The sequence below is a fragment of the Deltaproteobacteria bacterium genome (genome assembly GCA_003696105.1).
Lineage (GTDB): Bacteria > Myxococcota_A > Polyangia > Haliangiales > J016 > J016.
The window spans coordinates 1-18,094 of the sequence record RFGE01000136.1; the positions used below are offsets into that span (position 1 = coordinate 1).

General features: G+C 72.2%; 19 protein-coding genes. 12 read left to right on the top strand and 7 right to left on the bottom strand.

Features of this window, described 5'->3' with window-relative positions; all coding sequences use genetic code 11:
* The first annotated feature begins 402 nt into the window (after positions 1 to 402).
* Positions 403 to 1,746: a VWA domain-containing protein gene (locus D6689_09265; protein ID RMH42046.1), complete on the top strand. Its 1,344-nt coding sequence runs from the start codon at positions 403 to 405 to the stop codon at positions 1,744 to 1,746.
* A 192-nt stretch (positions 1,747 to 1,938) separates the two neighbouring features.
* Positions 1,939 to 2,961 (top strand): hypothetical protein, encoded by a 1,023-nt coding sequence (locus tag D6689_09270; GenBank protein ID RMH42047.1) that lies wholly within the window; start codon positions 1,939 to 1,941, stop codon positions 2,959 to 2,961.
* A gap of 223 nt (positions 2,962 to 3,184) precedes the next feature.
* On the opposite strand, the gene D6689_09275 is transcribed toward D6689_09270, so the two are convergent.
* The gene (locus D6689_09275) at positions 3,185 to 4,822 is read right to left on the bottom strand and encodes a hypothetical protein (GenBank protein RMH42048.1); all 1,638 of its coding nucleotides are present in this window, start codon (positions 4,820 to 4,822) and stop codon (positions 3,185 to 3,187) included.
* A 169-nt stretch (positions 4,823 to 4,991) separates the two neighbouring features.
* Here D6689_09275 and D6689_09280 point away from each other — a divergent pair, with 169 nt between their 5' ends.
* Complete coding sequence (locus D6689_09280; protein ID RMH42049.1) at positions 4,992 to 5,495, top strand: hypothetical protein; 504 nt, start codon at positions 4,992 to 4,994, stop codon at positions 5,493 to 5,495.
* Between the two features lie 83 nt (positions 5,496 to 5,578).
* On the opposite strand, the gene D6689_09285 is transcribed toward D6689_09280, so the two are convergent.
* From D6689_09285 to D6689_09295, 3 genes are all read right to left on the bottom strand, one after another.
* Positions 5,579 to 5,833 carry a response regulator gene (locus D6689_09285; protein RMH42050.1) on the bottom strand — a complete coding sequence of 85 codons (255 nt, stop codon included), beginning with the start codon at positions 5,831 to 5,833 and terminating at the stop codon, positions 5,579 to 5,581.
* A gap of 106 nt (positions 5,834 to 5,939) precedes the next feature.
* Complete coding sequence (locus D6689_09290) at positions 5,940 to 6,446, bottom strand: YceI family protein (protein RMH42051.1); 507 nt, start codon at positions 6,444 to 6,446, stop codon at positions 5,940 to 5,942.
* A gap of 67 nt (positions 6,447 to 6,513) precedes the next feature.
* Entirely contained in the window at positions 6,514 to 7,278 is a 765-nt protein-coding gene (locus tag D6689_09295; GenBank protein ID RMH42052.1) for a Stp1/IreP family PP2C-type Ser/Thr phosphatase, read from the bottom strand.
* 98 nt (positions 7,279 to 7,376) lie between these two features.
* Here D6689_09295 and D6689_09300 point away from each other — a divergent pair, with 98 nt between their 5' ends.
* Genes D6689_09300 through recA form a run of 3 tightly spaced genes read left to right on the top strand, consistent with a single transcriptional unit; the run spans position 7,377 to position 10,380 of the window.
* Entirely contained in the window at positions 7,377 to 8,645 is a 1,269-nt protein-coding gene (locus D6689_09300) for a competence/damage-inducible protein A (protein ID RMH42053.1), read from the top strand.
* 10 nt (positions 8,646 to 8,655) lie between these two features.
* Positions 8,656 to 9,249 carry an RNA 2',3'-cyclic phosphodiesterase gene (thpR, locus tag D6689_09305; protein ID RMH42054.1) on the top strand — a complete coding sequence of 198 codons (594 nt, stop codon included), beginning with the start codon at positions 8,656 to 8,658 and terminating at the stop codon, positions 9,247 to 9,249.
* Positions 9,250 to 9,288: 39 nt separating this feature from the next.
* Positions 9,289 to 10,380 carry a recombinase RecA gene (recA, locus tag D6689_09310; GenBank protein RMH42064.1) on the top strand — a complete coding sequence of 364 codons (1,092 nt, stop codon included), beginning with the start codon at positions 9,289 to 9,291 and terminating at the stop codon, positions 10,378 to 10,380.
* Positions 10,381 to 10,523: 143 nt separating this feature from the next.
* Here recA and thrC read toward each other — a convergent pair whose 3' ends face one another.
* Together thrC and D6689_09320 are read right to left on the bottom strand one after the other, a co-directional pair.
* The gene (gene thrC / locus D6689_09315; protein ID RMH42055.1) at positions 10,524 to 11,861 is read right to left on the bottom strand and encodes a threonine synthase; all 1,338 of its coding nucleotides are present in this window, start codon (positions 11,859 to 11,861) and stop codon (positions 10,524 to 10,526) included.
* Positions 11,862 to 11,870: 9 nt separating this feature from the next.
* Positions 11,871 to 13,025 (bottom strand): hypothetical protein, encoded by a 1,155-nt coding sequence (locus D6689_09320; GenBank protein ID RMH42056.1) that lies wholly within the window; start codon positions 13,023 to 13,025, stop codon positions 11,871 to 11,873.
* Between the two features lie 43 nt (positions 13,026 to 13,068).
* Here D6689_09320 and D6689_09325 point away from each other — a divergent pair, with 43 nt between their 5' ends.
* The 6 genes from D6689_09325 (at position 13,069) to D6689_09350 (ending at position 17,812) form a co-directional block, all read left to right on the top strand.
* Entirely contained in the window at positions 13,069 to 13,890 is an 822-nt protein-coding gene (locus tag D6689_09325; protein ID RMH42057.1) for a tetratricopeptide repeat protein, read from the top strand.
* A gap of 28 nt (positions 13,891 to 13,918) precedes the next feature.
* Positions 13,919 to 15,628 carry an RIP metalloprotease RseP gene (gene rseP, locus D6689_09330; GenBank protein ID RMH42058.1) on the top strand — a complete coding sequence of 570 codons (1,710 nt, stop codon included), beginning with the start codon at positions 13,919 to 13,921 and terminating at the stop codon, positions 15,626 to 15,628.
* Positions 15,629 to 15,631: 3 nt separating this feature from the next.
* A complete protein-coding gene (gene tsaB / locus D6689_09335) occupies positions 15,632 to 16,315 on the top strand; it encodes a tRNA (adenosine(37)-N6)-threonylcarbamoyltransferase complex dimerization subunit type 1 TsaB (protein RMH42059.1) in 684 nt (227 codons plus the stop codon).
* A gap of 18 nt (positions 16,316 to 16,333) precedes the next feature.
* The gene (locus D6689_09340; protein ID RMH42060.1) at positions 16,334 to 16,630 is read left to right on the top strand and encodes a DUF465 domain-containing protein; all 297 of its coding nucleotides are present in this window, start codon (positions 16,334 to 16,336) and stop codon (positions 16,628 to 16,630) included.
* Between the two features lie 85 nt (positions 16,631 to 16,715).
* The gene (locus D6689_09345; GenBank protein ID RMH42061.1) at positions 16,716 to 17,255 is read left to right on the top strand and encodes a DUF1285 domain-containing protein; all 540 of its coding nucleotides are present in this window, start codon (positions 16,716 to 16,718) and stop codon (positions 17,253 to 17,255) included.
* Between the two features lie 164 nt (positions 17,256 to 17,419).
* Positions 17,420 to 17,812 (top strand): hypothetical protein, encoded by a 393-nt coding sequence (locus D6689_09350; GenBank protein ID RMH42062.1) that lies wholly within the window; start codon positions 17,420 to 17,422, stop codon positions 17,810 to 17,812.
* 90 nt (positions 17,813 to 17,902) lie between these two features.
* On the opposite strand, the gene D6689_09355 is transcribed toward D6689_09350, so the two are convergent.
* On the bottom strand, positions 17,903 to 18,094 hold a 192-nt coding region (locus tag D6689_09355), incomplete at its 5' end, for a hypothetical protein (GenBank protein RMH42063.1).

The window sequence follows — 18,094 nt, forward strand, 5'->3', positions numbered from 1 at the left end:
GGCGCGGTCACCGGTTTGTCGGCCGCTGATGTGCCACGGTGATGGCGCGTCCCTCTGCTGCGAGCCGATTGCGCCCGCGCCGGCCGCTTCTGCGACGCGACTCATCCGCCGCGCCGCCAAGCAACCCCGGTGCGGGCTGCCCGGGCCGCGGGGTGAATCATCCCCGGTGGGGCCGCGGGCCGCGGGGCTGCCGAATCAACCCCGGTGCGGGCCGCGGGCCGCGGGCGGCCGAATCAACCCCGGTGCGGGCCGCGGGCGGCCGGCTACCACAATAGCCGACGGGGGCCGGATGACCCCGGCCGCCGGCAAGTCGATCTGCCGGTACGGTGCCCTATAAGCGCGTGAGATCGCTATTGTCGAACTGACGTTTGGCCTGGCACGGCGCGTGCTCGGTCCCACGGCATGTCGCTGCGAACTGCCGTGTTTTGTTTTGCCGCCTCCCTTGCCGCGCTCGCGCCGTCTCGCGCTCGGGCCGAAGGCGAGTGCACTCCCTCGCGCCTGATGGTCGTGCTCGACAAGTCGAGTTCGATGACGGGCACGATCGGCGGCGAAACCAAGTGGGACATCGCGGTCGGCGCGCTCGACGCGGTCGCGTCCGCGTACGAGGACGTGATCGCACTGGGGCTCATGATGTTCCCGTCGCCCGACGAGTGCAGCCCGGGGACGGTGTTCGTGGCGCCGGCGCTCGGCAATCGCGCGGCGATGCTGTCGGCGCTCGGCGACGCGCCGCCGCCGCTCGGCAACTGGACGCCGATGGCGCAGACGCTCGAGGCGGCGGCGGTCGAGCCGTCGCTCACCGGTCCGGGCGGCACGCCCTACGTCGTCCTGATCACCGACGGCTGGCAGTGGTGCTCGCCGTACGATCCGGCGACGCGCTTCGATCCGGTCGATGCGATCGCGTCGCTCAATGCGGCCGGCATCACGACCTACGTCGTGGGTTTCGGCGCGTCGGTGGACGCGCTGGCGCTCAACGCGATGGCGGTCGAGGCGGGCACCGCGCGCGCCGGCTGCGATCCGTCGGGGTCGGATCCGGCGGCGCCGAACCACTGCTACTTCCAGGCCGACGATCCGGCGGAGCTGCTCGCGGCGCTCAACGAGGTGGCCATCGAGGTGTCCTCCGAGGTGTGTGACGGCCTCGACAACGATTGCGACGGCGAGGTGGATGAGGACCTCACGCGCGAGTGCGCTACCGCGTGCGGCGCGGGTTCGGAGACCTGCGTCGACGGCGCGTGGGGCGGCTGCGATGCGCCGCAGCCGGAAGCCGAAGTGTGCGACGGTCTCGACAACGACTGCGACGGCACGACCGACCCCGGATGCGAGTGCCTCCCGGGACAGACGCGGCCGTGCGGCGACGACGGCGACGTCGGCGAGTGCAGCACCGGCACCCAGACGTGCGGCGACGACGGCACGTGGGGCGCGTGCGAGGGGGCCGCGGGACCGTCCGCGGAGGTGTGCGACGGCCTGGACAACGATTGCGACGGCGCGATCGACGAGAGCGACGACGACGTCGGCGGGCTGTGCGAGCCGGGCTACGTGTGCGAAGACGGCGCGTGCGAGCCGATGGATCCGGTGACGCCGCCGGACGATGAGGGCGACGGCGGCGACGGCGAGCCGGCGGCGGACGGCGGCGATGCGAGCGCCGGCTGCGGCTGCCGGGCCGGCGGGATCGGCGGCGAGGGCGCACTCGGCGGAGCGCTGCCGCTGGCGGCGGTCGCGCTGGGACTGCGCCGGCGCCGCCGGCGGTAACGCGGCGTTCGCGCCGCGCGCGGCCGGCGCGCGCGTACGGGAGGGGACGGGTGACTGCACCCGGCGGTGGGCAGGTGGCCGAGACGCCGGCAGCGCGTCCCGGCCCTACGCGCCGGTCACGACCCGCATGGCGGACCGGCAGGGGCAAGTAACCTGTCGAATTGTAAATGATGAGTTGATACGCCGGCGCATGTGAGCGGGACGTGGCCGCGCAGCGGCGGCTGGCCGCGGGGCGTGACCGCGCTCGGCACGATGCGTGCAGCCATGGAGGGCGTGCACCGTTGGATCTTCGCTGTCGTGGTGGTGGCGTGCGTGCCTGCCTGCAGCGCTGTGGGCGACGGTCCCGAGGCGCCGGGCGCCGATGCCGGGCGACCGGTCGACGCCTCCGCAGTCGTCGACGGCGGCGCCTCCGCCGAGCCCGATGCCTCGATCCCGGGCGCCGACGCGGGCGGCGCCGACGCGGGCGCCGGCGCCGACGCGGGCGCGACGCGGTGGGCGCGGGTCGCCGGAACCGGCGGCGCGGGGCTCCGGCTGCGCGAGGGACCCGGCGAGCAGTACGCGGTCCTCGCGGTGATGCCCGAGGGGGCGGTCGTCGAGGTCGTCGGCGGGCCGGCCGGCGCGTGGTGGCAGGTCGCGTTCGCCGGAGACGTCGGCTGGTGCCACGGCGACTTCTTGCAGTGGCTGGACGCACCGCCGGCGGGCGGCCACCTGTTTTTGTTGCCGTGGACGGCGGGGGTCGCCCACCGCGTGACGCAGGGCCACAACACCGGCAGCCACACCGGCAAGGGAGCGTGGGCGTGGGACTTCGGCCTCGCGGAGGGCACGGTCGTGCTGGCCGCACACGACGGCGTCGTGCGGCTCGCTCGCGGCGACAGCACGACCGGCTGCTGCAGCAGCGCGTGCGCCGCCGACGCCAACTATGTCGTGCTCGACCGCGGCGACGGCCTCGAATCGCTGTATCTACACCTGAAGGAGGTCTACGTGCAGGCGGGCCAGGTTGTCAGGCGCGGCGATCCGATCGCGACCAGCGGGCAGACCGGCTGGGCGTGCGGCGCGCACTTGCACTTCCAGATTCAGCAGGCGCCGGGCGCCGGCGGCACGACGAGCTGGTACAACCCGTCCGTGCACGAGTTCTTCTACGACACCGGTGAGGCGTGGGATCCGCCGCCGGGCAGCGAGCCGGTGTCGCAAAACGGCGCGATCGATCTGCCGTAGGTACGCAGGGCCGGGCACTCGCCGGAGACCCGCCGTCCGCGTCAAGTGGCCGTTGCGCACGGGCGCGCCAGCGAGGTCGCAAGATGCGGGGGGAGGTTCGGCGCACGCCCGCAGCGAACGAGGGCGCGTATCAACATCCAGTCAGTACCGAAGGGCGCGAGGCCGTACGCCGAAGATGTCCCGCGGATCGCGACCGCAGCCGCGGGCGACGCGCCACAGCCCCCTACGGTACGCAGATCGGGATCGTCTGGCTGCCGATCCCGGAGGGCCGCGTGAGCGTACCGGAACCGCAGGTGGGCAGCGCCGGCGGGCAGTCGGCGTCCGTGTTGCACGGCGCGGTGCACAGGTCGTCGCCCGTGAGGCACAGGCCGCTTTCGCAGTTGTTCGTGACCGCACAGCTCGCCCCGGCCGGGTCGGTGCCGGCCACCGGCACGAGGCACAGCGCGTCGTAGCGGTTCTGGCCCGCGTTCGCGTTGATGATGCAACTATGGCCCGCGGTGCAGTCCGATGTGGCGCCGCACGCCGGCGCGCACAGCCCCAGCCCCGAGAACTCGGTGCACACGTCGGTCGGCGGGCACTGCGCGTCGTCACCGCCGCAGCCGGTCGTGCAGGTGTCGGTGAGGTCCACCAGGCAGAAGCCACTTTCGCAGCCGGAATCGGCCGTGCACGCGGCGCCGGTTCCGCCCGCGCCGGGGAAGCCGGGATCGCAGTACAGCGCCAGGGTCGAGCCGTCGGTCTCGGTCCCGAGCCCCGAACAGTGCGGCCCCCACGGGTAGCAGTCGGCGGCGGCGGCGCACGCCACGCGGCACCGGCCGCTGAGGCACGCCTCGTCGGCGAAGCACTCCGCGTCGGCGGTGCACGCGATCGCCCGCCGCGCGGTCATCGTTCCGGTGCCGCAGAACCGCCACGACACGCCGTCTTCGACGGTGAACCGCGCCGACCACGCGTACTGTGCGCGGGCCGGCATCGCCGCGGTCGCCTCGTACTGATCGTAGCCCTCGACGTAGTCGGGCGAGCCCGGCCCGTAGCCGGCAGTGGGCGCCACGTCGATCCAGATCCAGCCGGGCGTCGTGGCCGGGTCGGTGCCCGCCGGCCCGTAGCCGATTTGCCCGCGCAAACTCGCCGACGGGTCGACGCCGGTGGTCGCGTCGGTGATGCCGGCCTCGCGCACGCGGGCGGACCACGTATGCGACACGGCTTCGATGCCGTCGCGGTGCGGCGGGGCGACCAGGTTGCAGTCGTCGACCGCGCTCGCGGTGTCCCAGTACAGGAAGCCGGCCGACAGCGTGTGCGAGCCGCTGGTCTGGGTGGCGGTCACGTCGACGTACCCGGCCGCCGTGACCGCCGGCGTCACGCAGTCCACCGCGGTGGCCGACACGTAGGTGCACGCAGCGGCCGTGCCGCCGAACGCGATCGCCACGTCGCTCGAAAAGTTGGTCCCGACGACGCGGACGCGCTCGCCGCCGAACGTGCCGCCGGTATTCGGCGACACGGCGGTCACCGTCGGCGGCACCGCGAGGTCCGCATCGGGCACGGGCGGTGCCGCGTCCGGCGTCGGTGCGGCGGCATCGGGCGCGGGCGGCGCCGCGTCCGCGCGGCTGGCGGCATCGGCCGCGGTCCCGGCGTCGGCGGCGGTCCCCGCGTCGGGCGAGGGCACCGCGTCGGTGGCCGACACCGCGCCGTCGGGACTGGGGCGCGCGGCGTCGGCCCCGGCGGCGTCGGCCGCCCCGGCGGTGTTGCCGGACGCGCAGGCGGTCGCCAGTCCGAGGGCGACGCTCACCGCCGCGACGGCGCGGGCGCTTCGGGCGGGCCGCAGGGGGGGCGCAGTCGGCGCCGGGCGGTGCAGGTCGCGGGTCGACACGCTGGCGTTCTAGCACCGCGCTTCGCGTTCCGACGGTGTTTTGGCTAACAAGTCCGCACCGGGCCGCCGGGTCGGGGGCGCGGCGCCGCCCGCGCCATGGGCGCACGGCGCCGGGCGGCCCCGGCCCGGCCGCGTGCGCGCCGCGACCAACCCGTGTACTCTTGCGAACATGCGAGTCACGGTCGCCGCGTGCGTCGCCGCGATCGTCGGCGTTGCCGGCGTCGCGGGGTGCTCGGATCGCCGGCCGCCGGTGGCGGGCGTGGGCCAGTGGATCCTCGGCAAGACGGAGCTTCGCGAGGCCCCCGGGTTCTGCAATCCCGACGCGGTGACCTTGTGCTCGAACAACGGCGCGGTCGCGATCGGCGACCAGGCGGCGTCGGTCAGCCTCTACTTCGCGGGCCCGGACCCGGACGCGAAGCTCGTCGAGATCGAACTCGTCGTGCGCAGCTGCGACCCGGAGCCGCTGGCGCGCGCGCTGATCGAAAAACTCGGGCCGCCGGCGGTGCGCCGGCCGCCGCACCTTCAGTGGCGCTCGGAGGGCGCGTTCGTGGCGGCGCAGGTGCCCGAGTCGCACCGCCGCTGCCTGGTTCACTTCGTCGCGCCGACCGATCGCGATCGCATCGCCGAGCTCACCGCCGAGGCCGGCACCACATCGTCACCGTCTCCTCGATGAGCGCGCGCGTGCGCGCCAGCGGCTGCCCCTTTGGCACGATGGGGCCGATCGACGCCGCCGCGTCGGCCACGTTGCCGTCGCAACTACCGGTGCAGAACGCGACGGGAATGTCGGCGCCGACGTCCCTCGCGGATGCGCCGGGCGAGGTCGATGCCGGTCATACCCGGCATGTCCACGTCGGTGATGACGCCCGCCACGGTCGCGCCGCGATCGTCGCGGAGGATGTCGAGGGCGTCGCGCGGGTCGAACGCCAGGACCGGCTCGTGGCCCATCCGCTCGAGGATGCGGAACAGCAAGAACCCGTGCTCGCGCTCGTCGTCCACCACCAGGATGCGCATGTCGCCGGCAGCATGCCGCACGGGTATGACGCGATCAACGGCATCGACGGCTCGGCCGCGCCGGACCGGGCGCGGCGTCCGGAGTGGAGTGGTCGGGCCTCCACAGTCACTCGGCGACGGCGCGCAGGGTCACCGTCACCTCGACCACGTCGTCGACCTTGAACATGAGAAACCGCGGAGCCCGCATCCCGAGTTCCCGCACGTCGAGGTCGAACGCCGCGGTCGCGTCGAGCCCGGCCGCATCGACGTGACCGCGGCCGGTCGCGCGCACGGCGACCTGGCGATCGCGCCATCGCAGCACCCCCTCGGCCAGCGCTTCGACCTGGCCGTCGCTCGCCGTGCGGACGTCGCGCAGGCCGGTGAGCGAAAACCGCGCGTGCGGGTAGCGATCCACCTCCATGTCCTTGCGGAGCTTGCGGTTCTTGAGGAAGTCGCCCGCGTCGAATTGCGCCATGTCCAAGGTCAGCTCGGCGCGCGCGTCGCGGTCGAGCGCAGCGGGGTCGGCGTCGACCGTGCCCGACAGGCGGTCCCACACGGCGTCGGTGTCGTGAATCGCCGACTTCGCGCGCACGGCGACCCGGCTGTTGGCGGTGTCGATGCGGTACGTCGGCATGGCGGTCAGGACCCCCGGCGCGGCGTCGCGGTGCGCGCGCGGTGGCGTCCGGTCGTCGGCGAGCCGCTCAGTTGGCGAGACACTGCAGCACGAGGGTCGTGATGTTGTCCGTGCCGCCGGCGCGATTGGCGGCGTCCACCAACTCGGCGACCGCGCGCTCGAGCGTCGGAGCGTTGACGACGATGTCGCGGATCTGGTCGTCCGAGATCATCCCCGACAGCCCGTCGGAGCACAGCACGAACATGTCGCCGTCTTCGATCTGGTGGGCGCGGATGTCGACCTGGACCGTCTCCCGCATGCCGAGCGCCCGCGTGATGACGTTCTTGTGCGGGAAGTTGCGCTCCTCGTCCTCGGTCATGTCCGGCTTGGCTTCCTTGTAGTCCTCGAGCAGCGAGTGGTCCCGCGTGAGCTGCTCGACGGTGCCGTTGCGGATGCGGTACGCGCGCGAGTCGCCGACGTGGCCGATGTAGATCTTGTCGCCGGAGACGAGCCCGGCGACGATGGTCGTGCCCATCCCCTTGTAGCGGATGTCGCGGCACGACGTTTCGAAGATGCGCAGGTTGGCGAGCTTGACGCTGCACACCAACCGGTTCTCGACGTACGACAGCGACCGGTCCATCTTGTAGGGCCAGGTCGCCTCCTCGTCCTTGGTGCGCTGGTAGAACTCGCCGATCGTCTCGGCCGCCATCTTGGACGCGACCTCGCCGGACGCATGGCCGCCCATGCCGTCGGCGACGATGAAGAGCTGCTCGTCCTCGATCAACGAGAAGTAGTCCTCGTTGTGCGTCCGCTTCATTCCGACGTCGGTTTTGGCGGCGTAGCGGATCTTCATGGGCATTCGGGTCGCGGACTCCCAGCAACCCCTCGTAATTCGGCATGATATGAGGGGCGGGGGTTTCGAGTCAACGTTGACACGGGACGACTTGGGTCTTGTACCATGCCGGGCGCGTGCTGGCCGAGATCGTCACCGTCGGCGACGAGCTGTGTCGCGGAGAGATCGTGGACACGAATTCGTCGTGGCTGGCCGAGAATTTGTGGGATCTCGACATTACGGTCGCCTGGATGACGAGCTGCCGGGACATCGCGGCCGACATCGCGCGGGCGCTGCGGGACGCCGCGGGCCGGTCCGACGTCGTGCTGGTCAGCGGCGGCCTCGGCCCCACCGAGGACGACCTGACGGTCGATGTCGTCGCCCAGCTCGCGGGCGTCGCCCCACAGGTCCACGCGCCGTCGCTCGCGCGCATGACCGAGCGGTTCGCCCGCGCCGGCTATCGTCTCACCGACAACAACCGGCGGCAGGTGCGCGCGCCGGCGGGGGCGCGCGTGTACGACAACCCGGTCGGGCTCGCGCCGGGCTTCGAGGTCGCCATCGACGGCACGCCCGTGATCTGCCTGCCCGGCGTGCCGCGCGAGCTGCACGCGATCTTCGACGCCGACGTGCGCCCGCGGTTGGTGGAACTGCGCGAGGCGCGCGGCGAATCCGTCGAGCGGATCGCGCGGCGGATCTACCGCGTGTTCGGCATGGGCGAGTCGCACATCGACGCGGCGCTGGCCGGTGTCACCGCCGGCGTCGCCGGCGCGTCGATCCACTATCAGGTCAAGTATCCCGAGACGCTCGTCAAGGTGGTGGTGCGGGATCGCGATGCGGCCGCCGCGGGCGAGCGGCTTGCGGCGCTCGACCGCGAGGTGCGCGCGCGGCTCGGCGACAAGATCTACGGGACCGACGGCGACACGCTCGCCGGCGTGCTCGGCCGGCGGCTGCGCGCCGCGGGCGCCACCCTTGCGACGGCCGAATCGTGTACGGGCGGGTTGGTCGGCGCGCTCGTGACCGACGTGCCGGGGGCGTCGGACTACTACGTCGGCGGGGTCGTCGCCTATGCCAACGCGATCAAGGTGAGCGCCCTCGGCGTGTCGGAGGAAACGCTCGCCGAGTACGGCGCCGTGAGCCGCGAGTGCGTCGTCGAGATGGCGCAGGGCGCGCGCACGCGGTTCGGCGCGGACTACGCGGTCGCCGTCAGCGGCATCGCGGGACCCGGCGGCGGCACGCCGGACAAGCCGGTCGGCCTCGTGTGGCTCGCGGTCGCCGGGCCGGGCGGCGGCGCCGAGCGGTCGTTCCACTGGCCCGGCGCGCGCGATCAGATCCGGTCGCTGGCGGCCCACGCGGCGCTGGCGATGGTGCTGCGCCAGGTGGCGCGATGACGGGGGTAGCGTGAGACTGTTCGTCGGAGTGCGCGTGTCGATGGCGGCGGTGGACGCGATCGCCGACCTGGCGCGGTCGCTGCGCGAGGCCGCGCCGGAGTTGCCCCTGCGGTGGGTGCCGCCGGCCAACTACCACGTCACGCTCAAATTCCTCGGAGAGGTCCGGCCGGAGGCGGTCGAGGCGGTGCGCGACGCCGTCGGCGCCGGACTGCGGGACGAGGCCGCGTTGCGTTTCGCGACGCGCGGCGTCGGCGCGTTCCCGGCGCTGGAGCGGGCGCGCGTTCTGTGGGTCGGCGTGGACGACCCGGGACACCGGCTGGCGGCGTTGGCCGCGGCGGTGGAGGCGGCGGTGACGCCGTTGGGGTTTCCGCGCGAGCGGCGCGCGTTCCACCCACACGTGACGATCGCGCGGGTGCGCGGTGTTGCGGACGTCCGCGCTGCGGTGATAGGGTTCACTGAACAACCGTGCAGTGAGACGGCGGCGGACCGCGTGACCCTGTTCGAAAGCCGAATAAAACCAGGTGGTTCAGAGTATGTGGTGCGCGCGGAGTGGCCGCTCCGTCAGACCGGCCCGGTACAACCCGAGTCTGGACAGCCCAGCTAGGAGCGACACATGGCAGCCAAGCAACCCTCTCCCGCCGACATCCATGCCCAGCGCACCAAGGCCATCGAACTGGCCATCGGCTCGATCGAAAAGCAGTTCGGCAAGGGCGCGATCATGCGCCTCGGCGACGAAAACGCGATCCCGAAGGTGAGCGTCATCCCGACCGGCTCGCTCGGGCTGGACGTGGCCCTCGGGGTCGGCGGGCTGCCGCGCGGCCGCATCATCGAAATCTATGGCCCGGAGTCGAGCGGCAAGACGACCCTCACTCTGCACGCGGTGGCCGAAGCGCAGCGGCGCGGCGGCGTCGCCGCGTTCATCGACGCCGAGCACGCGCTCGACGTGAGCTACGCCAAGAAACTCGGCGTCAACACCGAGGAACTGCTGGTGTCGCAACCGGACTGCGGCGAGCAGGCGCTCGAAATCGCCGACATGCTCGTCAGGTCGAACGCCGTCGATCTGATCGTCATCGACTCGGTCGCGGCGCTCACACCGCGGGCGGAGCTCGAGGGCGACATGGGCGACGCACACGTCGGCCTGCAGGCGCGGCTGATGAGTCAGGCGCTGCGCAAGCTCACCGGCGCGATCTCCAAGTCCAACGCGATCGTCATCTTCATCAACCAGATCCGCATGAAGATCGGCGTCATGTTCGGCAGCCCCGAGACCACCACCGGCGGCAATGCGCTCAAGTTCTACTGTTCCGTGCGCCTCGACATCCGCCGCATCGGCGCCATCAAGAAGGGGGACGCGGGAGTCGTCGGCAACCGCACGCGCGTCAAGGTCGTCAAGAACAAGCTGGCGCCGCCGTTCCGCGAGGTCGAGTTCGACATCCTCTACGGCGAGGGGATCTCGCGCGAGGGCGAGCTGCTCGACATGGCGGTCGCCGCCAACATCGTCGACAAAAGCGGCGCGTGGTACAGCTTCGACGGCGAGCGGATCGGCCAGGGGCGCGAGAACGTGCGCGACTTCTTGCGCGAGCACCCGGACGTGTTCAACGCGATCGAGGCGAAGCTGCTCGCGCACCACAACATCGCGCGCATCGGCGTCGACGACGCATCTGCTGTACCGGCCGAAGCCGTCGCCGCGAAGTCGTCCGCCAAGGGCAACGGCGCGGCGAGCCGCGCGCGCGCATGACGCGGCGCGCCGCGCGCGCATGACGCGGCGCGCTGCGCGCGCATGACGCGGCGCGCCGCGCACGCGCATGACGCGGGGCGCCGCGCGGGCGCCGCGCGGGGCGCGACGGCGGGCGCCGCGCGCTGCCGGCGGCGCCGAGCCGGTCAGGGCTCCCGGTCGAGCGCGCCGAGCACCGCGTCGCGGACGGCGTCGTAGTCGTCGGGCAACTCGATTGGCACGTTGCGATGCGCCGGGCGCGGCACCGCGGCGAGTGCGCCGTCGTGGTACCGCGTCTTCATGTCCGCAAACTTCAGGCCGTTCGCGGTCGAGATCACGACCACGCGGTCGGCCGGCCGGATGGTTCCGGCCGCCACGAGCTTTTCGAGCGCGGCCAGCGCGACGCCGGTGTGCGGGCAGCAAAACATGCCGGTGAGGTCGGCGCGCGCGGCCGCGTCGGCCAACTCGGGCTCGGTCGCCTGCTCGACGACGCCGTCGAACGCGCGCAGAGTGCGGACCGCCTTGTCGAGGCTCACCGGATTGCCGATCTGGATGGCCGACGCCAGGGTCGGCTGCGCCGTCACTGGCTCGAATCGGTCGAAACCGCGCCGATAGTAGCGGTACAGCGGGTTCGCCTGCGCCGACTGGGCGACGCAGATCCGCGGCAACCGCGCGATGACGCCCAGCTCTTTCATCATCAGAAAGCCGGCGCCGAGCGCGGACACGTTGCCGAGGTTGCCGCCGGGGATAATCACCCAGTCGGGCACTTCCCAGTCGAACTGCTGCACGATCTCGAACGCGACCGTCTTTTGCCCCTCGACGCGCAGACTGTTCATCGAGTTGGCGAGGTAGACCTCCTTGGACTCGGTGAGACGCCGAACGATGCGCATACATCCGTCGAAGTCGGTGTCGACCGCGGCTACGATCGCGCCGTTGGCGAGCGGCTGTACGAGCTGGGCGGTGCTGATCTTGCCGCGCGGCAAGATCACGACGGCGCGAATGCCGGCGGCCGCGGCGTAGGCGGCCAACGACGCCGACGTGTCGCCGGTCGACGCGCACGCCACGGCGCGGATCGGCGCACCGTCGGCGATCATCTGGTTGACGGTCGACACCAGCACCGTCATGCCCAGATCCTTGAACGAGCCGGTGTGCGAGTTGCCGCATTGTTTGACCCACAGGTCGTCGAGGCCGAGCGTGCGGCCGTAGCCCTTGGCCCAGAACAGGTTGGTGCCGCCCTCGAACATCGACACGACGTTGTCGTCGCGCACGTGCGGCGCGACCCACTCTTTTTTTCCCCATACGCCGGAGCCGTACGGCCACCGCGTGGACATGAACCGCTCGTCGAACAGCTTGATCCACGCCGCGGCGGACCGGTGGCGCAGCGCATCGAGGTCGTGCACGACTTCGAGTAGCCCGCCACAGCGCGGGCAGCGGTACACGATCGCGTCGAGCGGATGATCGCCGTCGCAGCCCGCGATGCAGCGGAACACGGCTCGGTAGGTCATGCCCGAACCTTACTTCTTTTTGGGGCGGGCTTTGAGGACGACCCGGTTGTCCTTGACGACGACGTTGAAGTCGACCGCCTTGGCGTTGTGCTGCTGGAGAATTCGCGGGGCCTGTCGGTTGAGCGTGCGCACGAGCTTGTCGAACGTGACGTTGTCCGTGCGTTCTCCGACCAGCTTCTTGGCCTTGACGTACTGGGCGTACAGGGCGCGCGCCTTGGCTTCGGTCATGCCCGGTGGCAGCGTCGGTTTCGTCGCGGACGGCGCGGCGCTGGCCGGCGCAGGCCTCGGGGGTGTTCGCGCCGCGCCACCGGCCGTCGCCGCGCGCGGGCTGGCCGGGTGCGGCGCGCTGCCCGCCCGCTGGCGGCGGCTGTACGCGCCGGCGCGGGCCGCGGCGCCGGTGCGCACCGGCTCGCCCGCGGCGCGAACGTCGGCCGGCAACGGGGGCGGCGTGCTCCGCCGTTGGGCGGCGCCGTCGCCCGGCCGCGGCCGCGCCGGTGCGGGCTCGCCCGGCTCCGGCGAGGTCTTGGCTGGCCTGGCCGCGGGCGCGGTTCGCTTCGCCGCGTGCTCGTCCGTCGCGCTCGCCTTGCCGCGCGCGTCGTCGGCCAGGATCGCGTCGAACATCGCGTCGAAGTCGAAGTCGTCGCCGAGGTCGGCCTCCTCGATCTCGTGCACGCGCGGCTTCGGCTGGCGGACGACGGCCGCGGCTTCGGAGTCCGCGTCGCGCTCGGCGCGCGCGCGCAGCCGCTCGCGGTCGCGCAGCACCCGATCCCGCAGCAGCTTGGGCATCTGCGCCAGAATCTCGTCCGGCACGTCGCGCCCCTTGGCGACCTGGCGGCGGGCGGCCGCCGCCAGGTGAGGGGCGTAGCGGCCCTGCTCGATCGCGCGCAGGGTGCGCTTCCAGTAGGTGTTGTACGAACCGTACTTCTGCGTGAGCGTGTTGATGCGGAACCGCAGCGCGGTGTTGCGCTCTTTGCGCTGCGTGAGGACCAGCATGCGCCGCTCGATCTGGCGGTGGAGCGTCGCCGGCGCGGCTTTCTGGACCCCCATGAAGTACTGCTCGTACAGGACCTTGCACCGATCGATGGCCTGCTCGAGCGAGTCGAGTTCCTCGGCGATGTCGATGTCGCCGTCCCGCGCGGTGCGGGTCTCTGAGCGGGAAGCCACGGCGCTGGCGTCAGGGTACCAGACATGGTAGGACGCCGGCGACATGTTGCGTCGCTGGCTCGTCGTCGTTTGGATCGCCGCTGCGGCGGCGGGGTGCAAATCGGAGTCGGCCCGGCTCAAGGCCGAGGGGAACATGCGGTTCAACCAGGGGCAATACGCCGAGGCGCGGGACGCGTACGCCCGCGCGGTCGATGCGGATCCCGAGGATCCCGGCGCGCGCGTGCTCCTCGGCAACGCGCTGATCGAACTGCACGACTACGACGCGGCGCGCGAACAGTTCGAGCGCGCGCTGGAATTGGATCCGGACGCGCCGGAAGCGCACCGCGGCCTCATGACCATCGTGTCGCACACGGCGGCCCCCGGCGATTCGGACGCGTTCGCGCGGTTCCTCGCGCACGCCGAGGCGCTCGTCGCGGCCCGCCCCGAGGACAAGAACGCACTGATCAACGCGGGCATCATCACGTCCGAGGCCGCCAATCCGGCCGATCCTGACGCCTACGCCAAGGCGCAGGCCAAGGCCGAGTCGTATCTGCGGCGCGCGCTCAAGATCGACGACCGCGATCCGAAGTTGCTGTTCCACCTGGTGGTCGTGTACGCCCGCAAGGGCGAGGTCGCCGTCGGCGAACGCGTGGTGGACCGTATCCGCGCCGTCCAGCCGGAGGCCGGCCTGGCCGATTACGCGGCGGCCGTGCTCTACGCCCTGGCCGGCGCGCGCGACCGCGCCCTCGCGTCGGTCGAGGCTCTGCTCGCCAACGCCGACGTCGATCCGGACAGCCTGTTGGCGCGCACGTCCTATCTCGCGTCGCTGCACGGCGACGCCGAGTTCCAGGCGCTGATCGCCGAGGCCAAGCGCCGGCGGCAGTAGCGCGGCGCGCGGCCATGCGAGCGAGGTACTGCCAGACGCGGGCGCGGCGGGCGGCGCGCGCCGCCGCACGGCGCTGAGGGAGAGTGGAGCCGTGTCGGTCGTCTACTTTCTCGTCTTGCTCGGCGTGCTCGTGGTCGTCCACGAGTTCGGCCATTTCTTGGCCGCCAAACTCCTCGACATCAAGGTGCTGCGGTTTTCGTTCGGGTTCGGCCGGCCGCTCGTGCGCGTTCGCGCCGGCGAGACCGAGTACCAGATCGGTGCCGTTCCGCTCGGCGGTTACGTGCGCATCCTCGGGGAGGAAGGCGACCGCGTGTCACCGGCGGACGCCGGCCGGTCGCTCGCCGCACGGCCGCTGTGGCAGCGACTCGCCGTCGTGTTCGCCGGCCCGGCGGCGAATCTCGCGTTGCCGATCGTCGTGTACTTTGCACTGTTCGCGGGCCACGCCGACCTGCCGGCCGCCGTCGTCGGCGACGTGATCGCCGGCGGGCCGGCTGCACGCGCCGGCGTCGAGCCGGGCGATCGCGTCGTCGCGGTCGACGGCGATCCGGTTCGCTACTGGGAGGAACTCGCCGCGCGCGTCGATGCGGCGACGGGCCGGCCGATACGGCTCGACATCCAGCGCGACGGCCGCCGCGTCGAGCGATTCGTCACGCCGGTCGAGCGCGTCGTGCGCGAGCGCGACGGCCGCGTCCGTCGACGCGGGTGGATCGGCGTGTCGCACGCGCCGTTCCTGCCGCGCATCGGCGTCATCGATGCGACATCCGCCGCGGCGCGCGCGGGCCTCCGCACCGGCGACGTGATCGCGGCCATCGACGGTGTCCGCGTCGACACGTGGACGGCGCTGCGGCGCCAGCTTACAGGGCCGGCGCGGCGGCGGACGATAGCGTACTTGCGCGGCGCGCGGGTTCCCGGGATTCCGCAGGTGGAGCTGCTCGAGCCCGGACTCGCCGACGTCGTGCCCGACGCGAAATTCGACGCGCAGGGTCGTCCGTCGGCCGACTACGGCATCGCGCCGGCCGAGATGTTCGTCGCGGCCGTGGAGCCGGGATCACCGGCGGCCCGCGCGGGGCTGCGGCCGGGCGACCTCGTGTCGGCGATCGACGGCCGACCGATCGAGTACTGGTTGGAACTCGACCAGGCGCTCCAGAGCGACCCGGGGCGGTCGTGGAAGCTGACGTGGCGGCGGACTGGGCCGGACGGCCGCGCGATCACCTTGAACGGCACGATCGCGCAGCGGTGGGAGGCGGTCACCGACGAGTTCGGCAATCCGGCGCGCGCCCTCCGGTTCGGCGCGGTCAACGCGGTCGCGCGCGGGGAGGGGCGGCGAGTCGCAATCGAAGGCCGCATCGGCTACGCGATCGGCAAAGCGATCGCGCGTGCGGGCGACACCGTCGTCGACATGGCGCGCGGGCTGGCTGCCATCGTCGCGGGGCGGGCGCCGCGCGAGTCGGTGGGCGGGCCGCTGATGATGTACCGAGTCGCATCGGTGTCCGGGGCCAAGGGATGGGACGCATTCTTGCTCCTGTTGGCGCTCATCAGCGTCAACCTGGGGCTGCTCAACTTGCTGCCGATCCCGATGCTCGACGGCGGCAACCTCGTGGTGTTCGCGATTGAAGCGGTGCGCCGGCAGCCTCTGACGGCCGAGGGGCGCAACCGTGTCATGCTCGTCGGGCTCGGCGTCGTCGTCGCGATCACGCTGCTCGCGCTGCGCAACGACGTGGTGCGTTACCTGATTTGACCGATGAAGCTGCTCGCCATCGACACCTCGACGTGGACGACGAGCGTGGCCGTCGTCTGTCCGGCCGGTGTGGTGGTGCAGCGGGAGCGCGCGGTCGATACGCACAGCGACGTGCTGCTGGCGCTGGTCGACGACGCGCTGCACGCGGCCGGGATGACTCCGGCCGACCTCGACGGCGTCGCCGTCGGCGCCGGTCCGGGCTCGTTCACCGGTCTGCGCATCGGCATGGCCACCGCCAAGGGGCTGTGCTTCGCACTCGGCGTGCCGCTGTGGACCGTGTCGTCGCTCGCGGCGTTGGCGCGCGACGCCGGACCGCATCCGGGGCGGACGGTCATTGCCGCGCTCGACGCCAAGAAGTCCGAGGTGTTCGCCGCGGCGTATGCGGTGGGCGATGACCGCGTGCCGCACGCGCTGTCGGATGAGGTGGTGTGCCGCCCGCGCGGCCTGGCTGCCGCGCTCGGGAACCCGGCGGCGCCGGTCGTCGTCGGCACCGCGGTTGCGGCCTATCCGGATGCGTTCGCGGGCTGGGATGCGCGTGTCGCGCCGGCCGCGCGGGCCACTCCGTCGGCGGAATCCGTTGGAATGCTCGCACTTTGCGGCGCGACCGCGGCGGACCTCGCGACGGCCGTGCCGCACTACGTGCGCCTGTCGGACGCGGAGATCAACCGTCGCGATCGGATCCCCTGATCGGCCCGCGGTTGTGTCATGATGGAGGCGTCGGGACGAGGCGGCGTGGCCGCTCCCCCGCGCCTCACTAGATTCGCTTCGCGTCACGACGAGGGCTCACGCCCAGCTGGAGGTCACGTGCAAGCTAGCAACTTTGGCGAGACGAAGCAGGAACTGATGGCGCGACTCGAGGCGGAGCATCGTGCGCTCAAGGCGCGCGTGCAGGAGCTCGAGTCCCACTTGTCGCTGTCGCCGTCCGAACAGCTCGAGCTAGCTCGTCTCAAGAAGTTGAAGCTACAAACGAAAGACCAGCTGTACGCGCTGCGGCGCAACTGACGTCGATCGTCTGTCGGCACGCCGTATCGAGACGCCGGCCGCGTGGCAGTCGCCGTCGCGCCGACGGCCGTGGTACATCCGTGGCATGGGTGGCCATCACCGGCGCGTGGTACGACCGCGCAGCGCTGACGCCGCGATCGACCGGCCGAACGATCGCGCAGCGTGGGTCGAGCGGTTGCGCCAGACGGGTATTCGGATCGACCGCGAGGGGCGGCTGTGGCACGAGGGGGAGGAGATCCGGCACGAGGGGCTGCGACGGGCGTTGCTCCGGTGGCTCGACCGCCTCGACGACGGCCGGCGCGTGCTCCGGCTCGACGCCGAGCGGTACGCGTACGTCGATGTCGAAGACGCCGATCTGATCGCCACGTCTGCCCGCTGGGAGGGCGACCGCGCGTGGATTCGCACGAACGACGGCGCCGAGGAGGAACTCGACTACGGGACGCTTCGGGTCGGGGCCGGCGATGCGCTGTACTGTGCGGTGCGCGGCGGCCGGCTGGTCGCGCGCATTGCGACTCCAGCCTACTATGCGCTCGCTCAGCGGATCGAGGAGACCCCGCACGGGTTCGCGCTCCGCGCCAACGGTCGGCTCTACCCACTTGCGGATGGCACGGGGTCGTCACAATGAAACGGCCGGCTCCGATCGCACACCTGCGAACGCGGACGCCATAGGCTCCGCTCCGATCGGCGTCGAAGCCGAGCCGTCGCGCTGGTTGGCGCCAATGTCTCTTGCCGGGTGACCGCGTCGCGCAGGTTCCCGGTCTCGCCGCGCGTGCGGTAAGCTGCCGCCGCATGTCGATCCGCATCGTGGAGATTCACCCCGCAGACGATCCCAAGGCGCTCAACCGCGAGTGGTTCGTCGTCGAGAACACCGGCGACCGGCCGTTTTCGACCAAGAACTGCGCGCTCGGGACCGGGTACGGCGGCCAGCGGCCCAAGCCGCTCGGGACGCTCGATCCGGGCTTCGTCATCAATCCGGGCGAGAAGGTCCGCGTCATCACGGGCAACCCGGGACGCAAGGCGCACGGCAAGCCCCCGGAAGACGACATACCGAACTACCACCTGTTTCTGGGGGCGCCGGTGATCAAGCGACCGGGCGTCGTGCTGGCGCTGACGCTGCGCTCCGCGGAGGTCGCCCGCGCGACCTACGATCCGAACGCGGCCGGCGGCGTCGCGGAGGCGTAGCGGGTAGGCGGCGGCCAACCCGGCCGTGCGCCGCGGCGACGCGCGGGCAGGTGCGCGGCCGTCGCGCGCGGCCTGGTTCTGTGACGCCGGCTACAGGAGCGCCGCGACGCCGACCGTGACGGCGAGGCCGACGCCGAACGACACGGCGAACGCCACGGCCAGGAGCCACAGCGGCGGAGTGCCGGCGCGGGGGGGGCGTGGGGGCTGCACCGCCGCGACGCCGGCGTCGTCGACCGGCGGCGCGTGGGGCCGGAACGCGGTCGGCGTGTGGACGGGCGGAAA

Excerpts from the sequence above, each read along its gene's own strand:
- tsaB (RMH42059.1), top strand. The coding sequence starts at position 15,632 with ATGAAGCTGCTCGCCATCGACACCTCGACGTGGACGACGAGCGTGGCC.
- D6689_09280 (RMH42049.1), top strand. The coding sequence starts at position 4,992 with ATGCGAGTCACGGTCGCCGCGTGCGTCGCCGCGATCGTCGGCGTTGCC.
- D6689_09295 (RMH42052.1), bottom strand. The coding sequence starts at position 7,278 with ATGAAGATCCGCTACGCCGCCAAAACCGACGTCGGAATGAAGCGGACG.
- D6689_09290 (RMH42051.1), bottom strand. The coding sequence starts at position 6,446 with ATGCCGACGTACCGCATCGACACCGCCAACAGCCGGGTCGCCGTGCGC.
- D6689_09265 (RMH42046.1), top strand. The coding sequence starts at position 403 with ATGTCGCTGCGAACTGCCGTGTTTTGTTTTGCCGCCTCCCTTGCCGCG.
- D6689_09285 (RMH42050.1), bottom strand. The coding sequence starts at position 5,833 with ATGCGCATCCTGGTGGTGGACGACGAGCGCGAGCACGGGTTCTTGCTG.
- D6689_09325 (RMH42057.1), top strand. The coding sequence starts at position 13,069 with ATGTTGCGTCGCTGGCTCGTCGTCGTTTGGATCGCCGCTGCGGCGGCG.
- D6689_09345 (RMH42061.1), top strand. The coding sequence starts at position 16,716 with ATGGGTGGCCATCACCGGCGCGTGGTACGACCGCGCAGCGCTGACGCC.
- thrC (RMH42055.1), bottom strand. The coding sequence starts at position 11,861 with ATGACCTACCGAGCCGTGTTCCGCTGCATCGCGGGCTGCGACGGCGAT.
- D6689_09340 (RMH42060.1), top strand. The coding sequence starts at position 16,334 with ATGATGGAGGCGTCGGGACGAGGCGGCGTGGCCGCTCCCCCGCGCCTC.
- D6689_09350 (RMH42062.1), top strand. The coding sequence starts at position 17,420 with ATGTCGATCCGCATCGTGGAGATTCACCCCGCAGACGATCCCAAGGCG.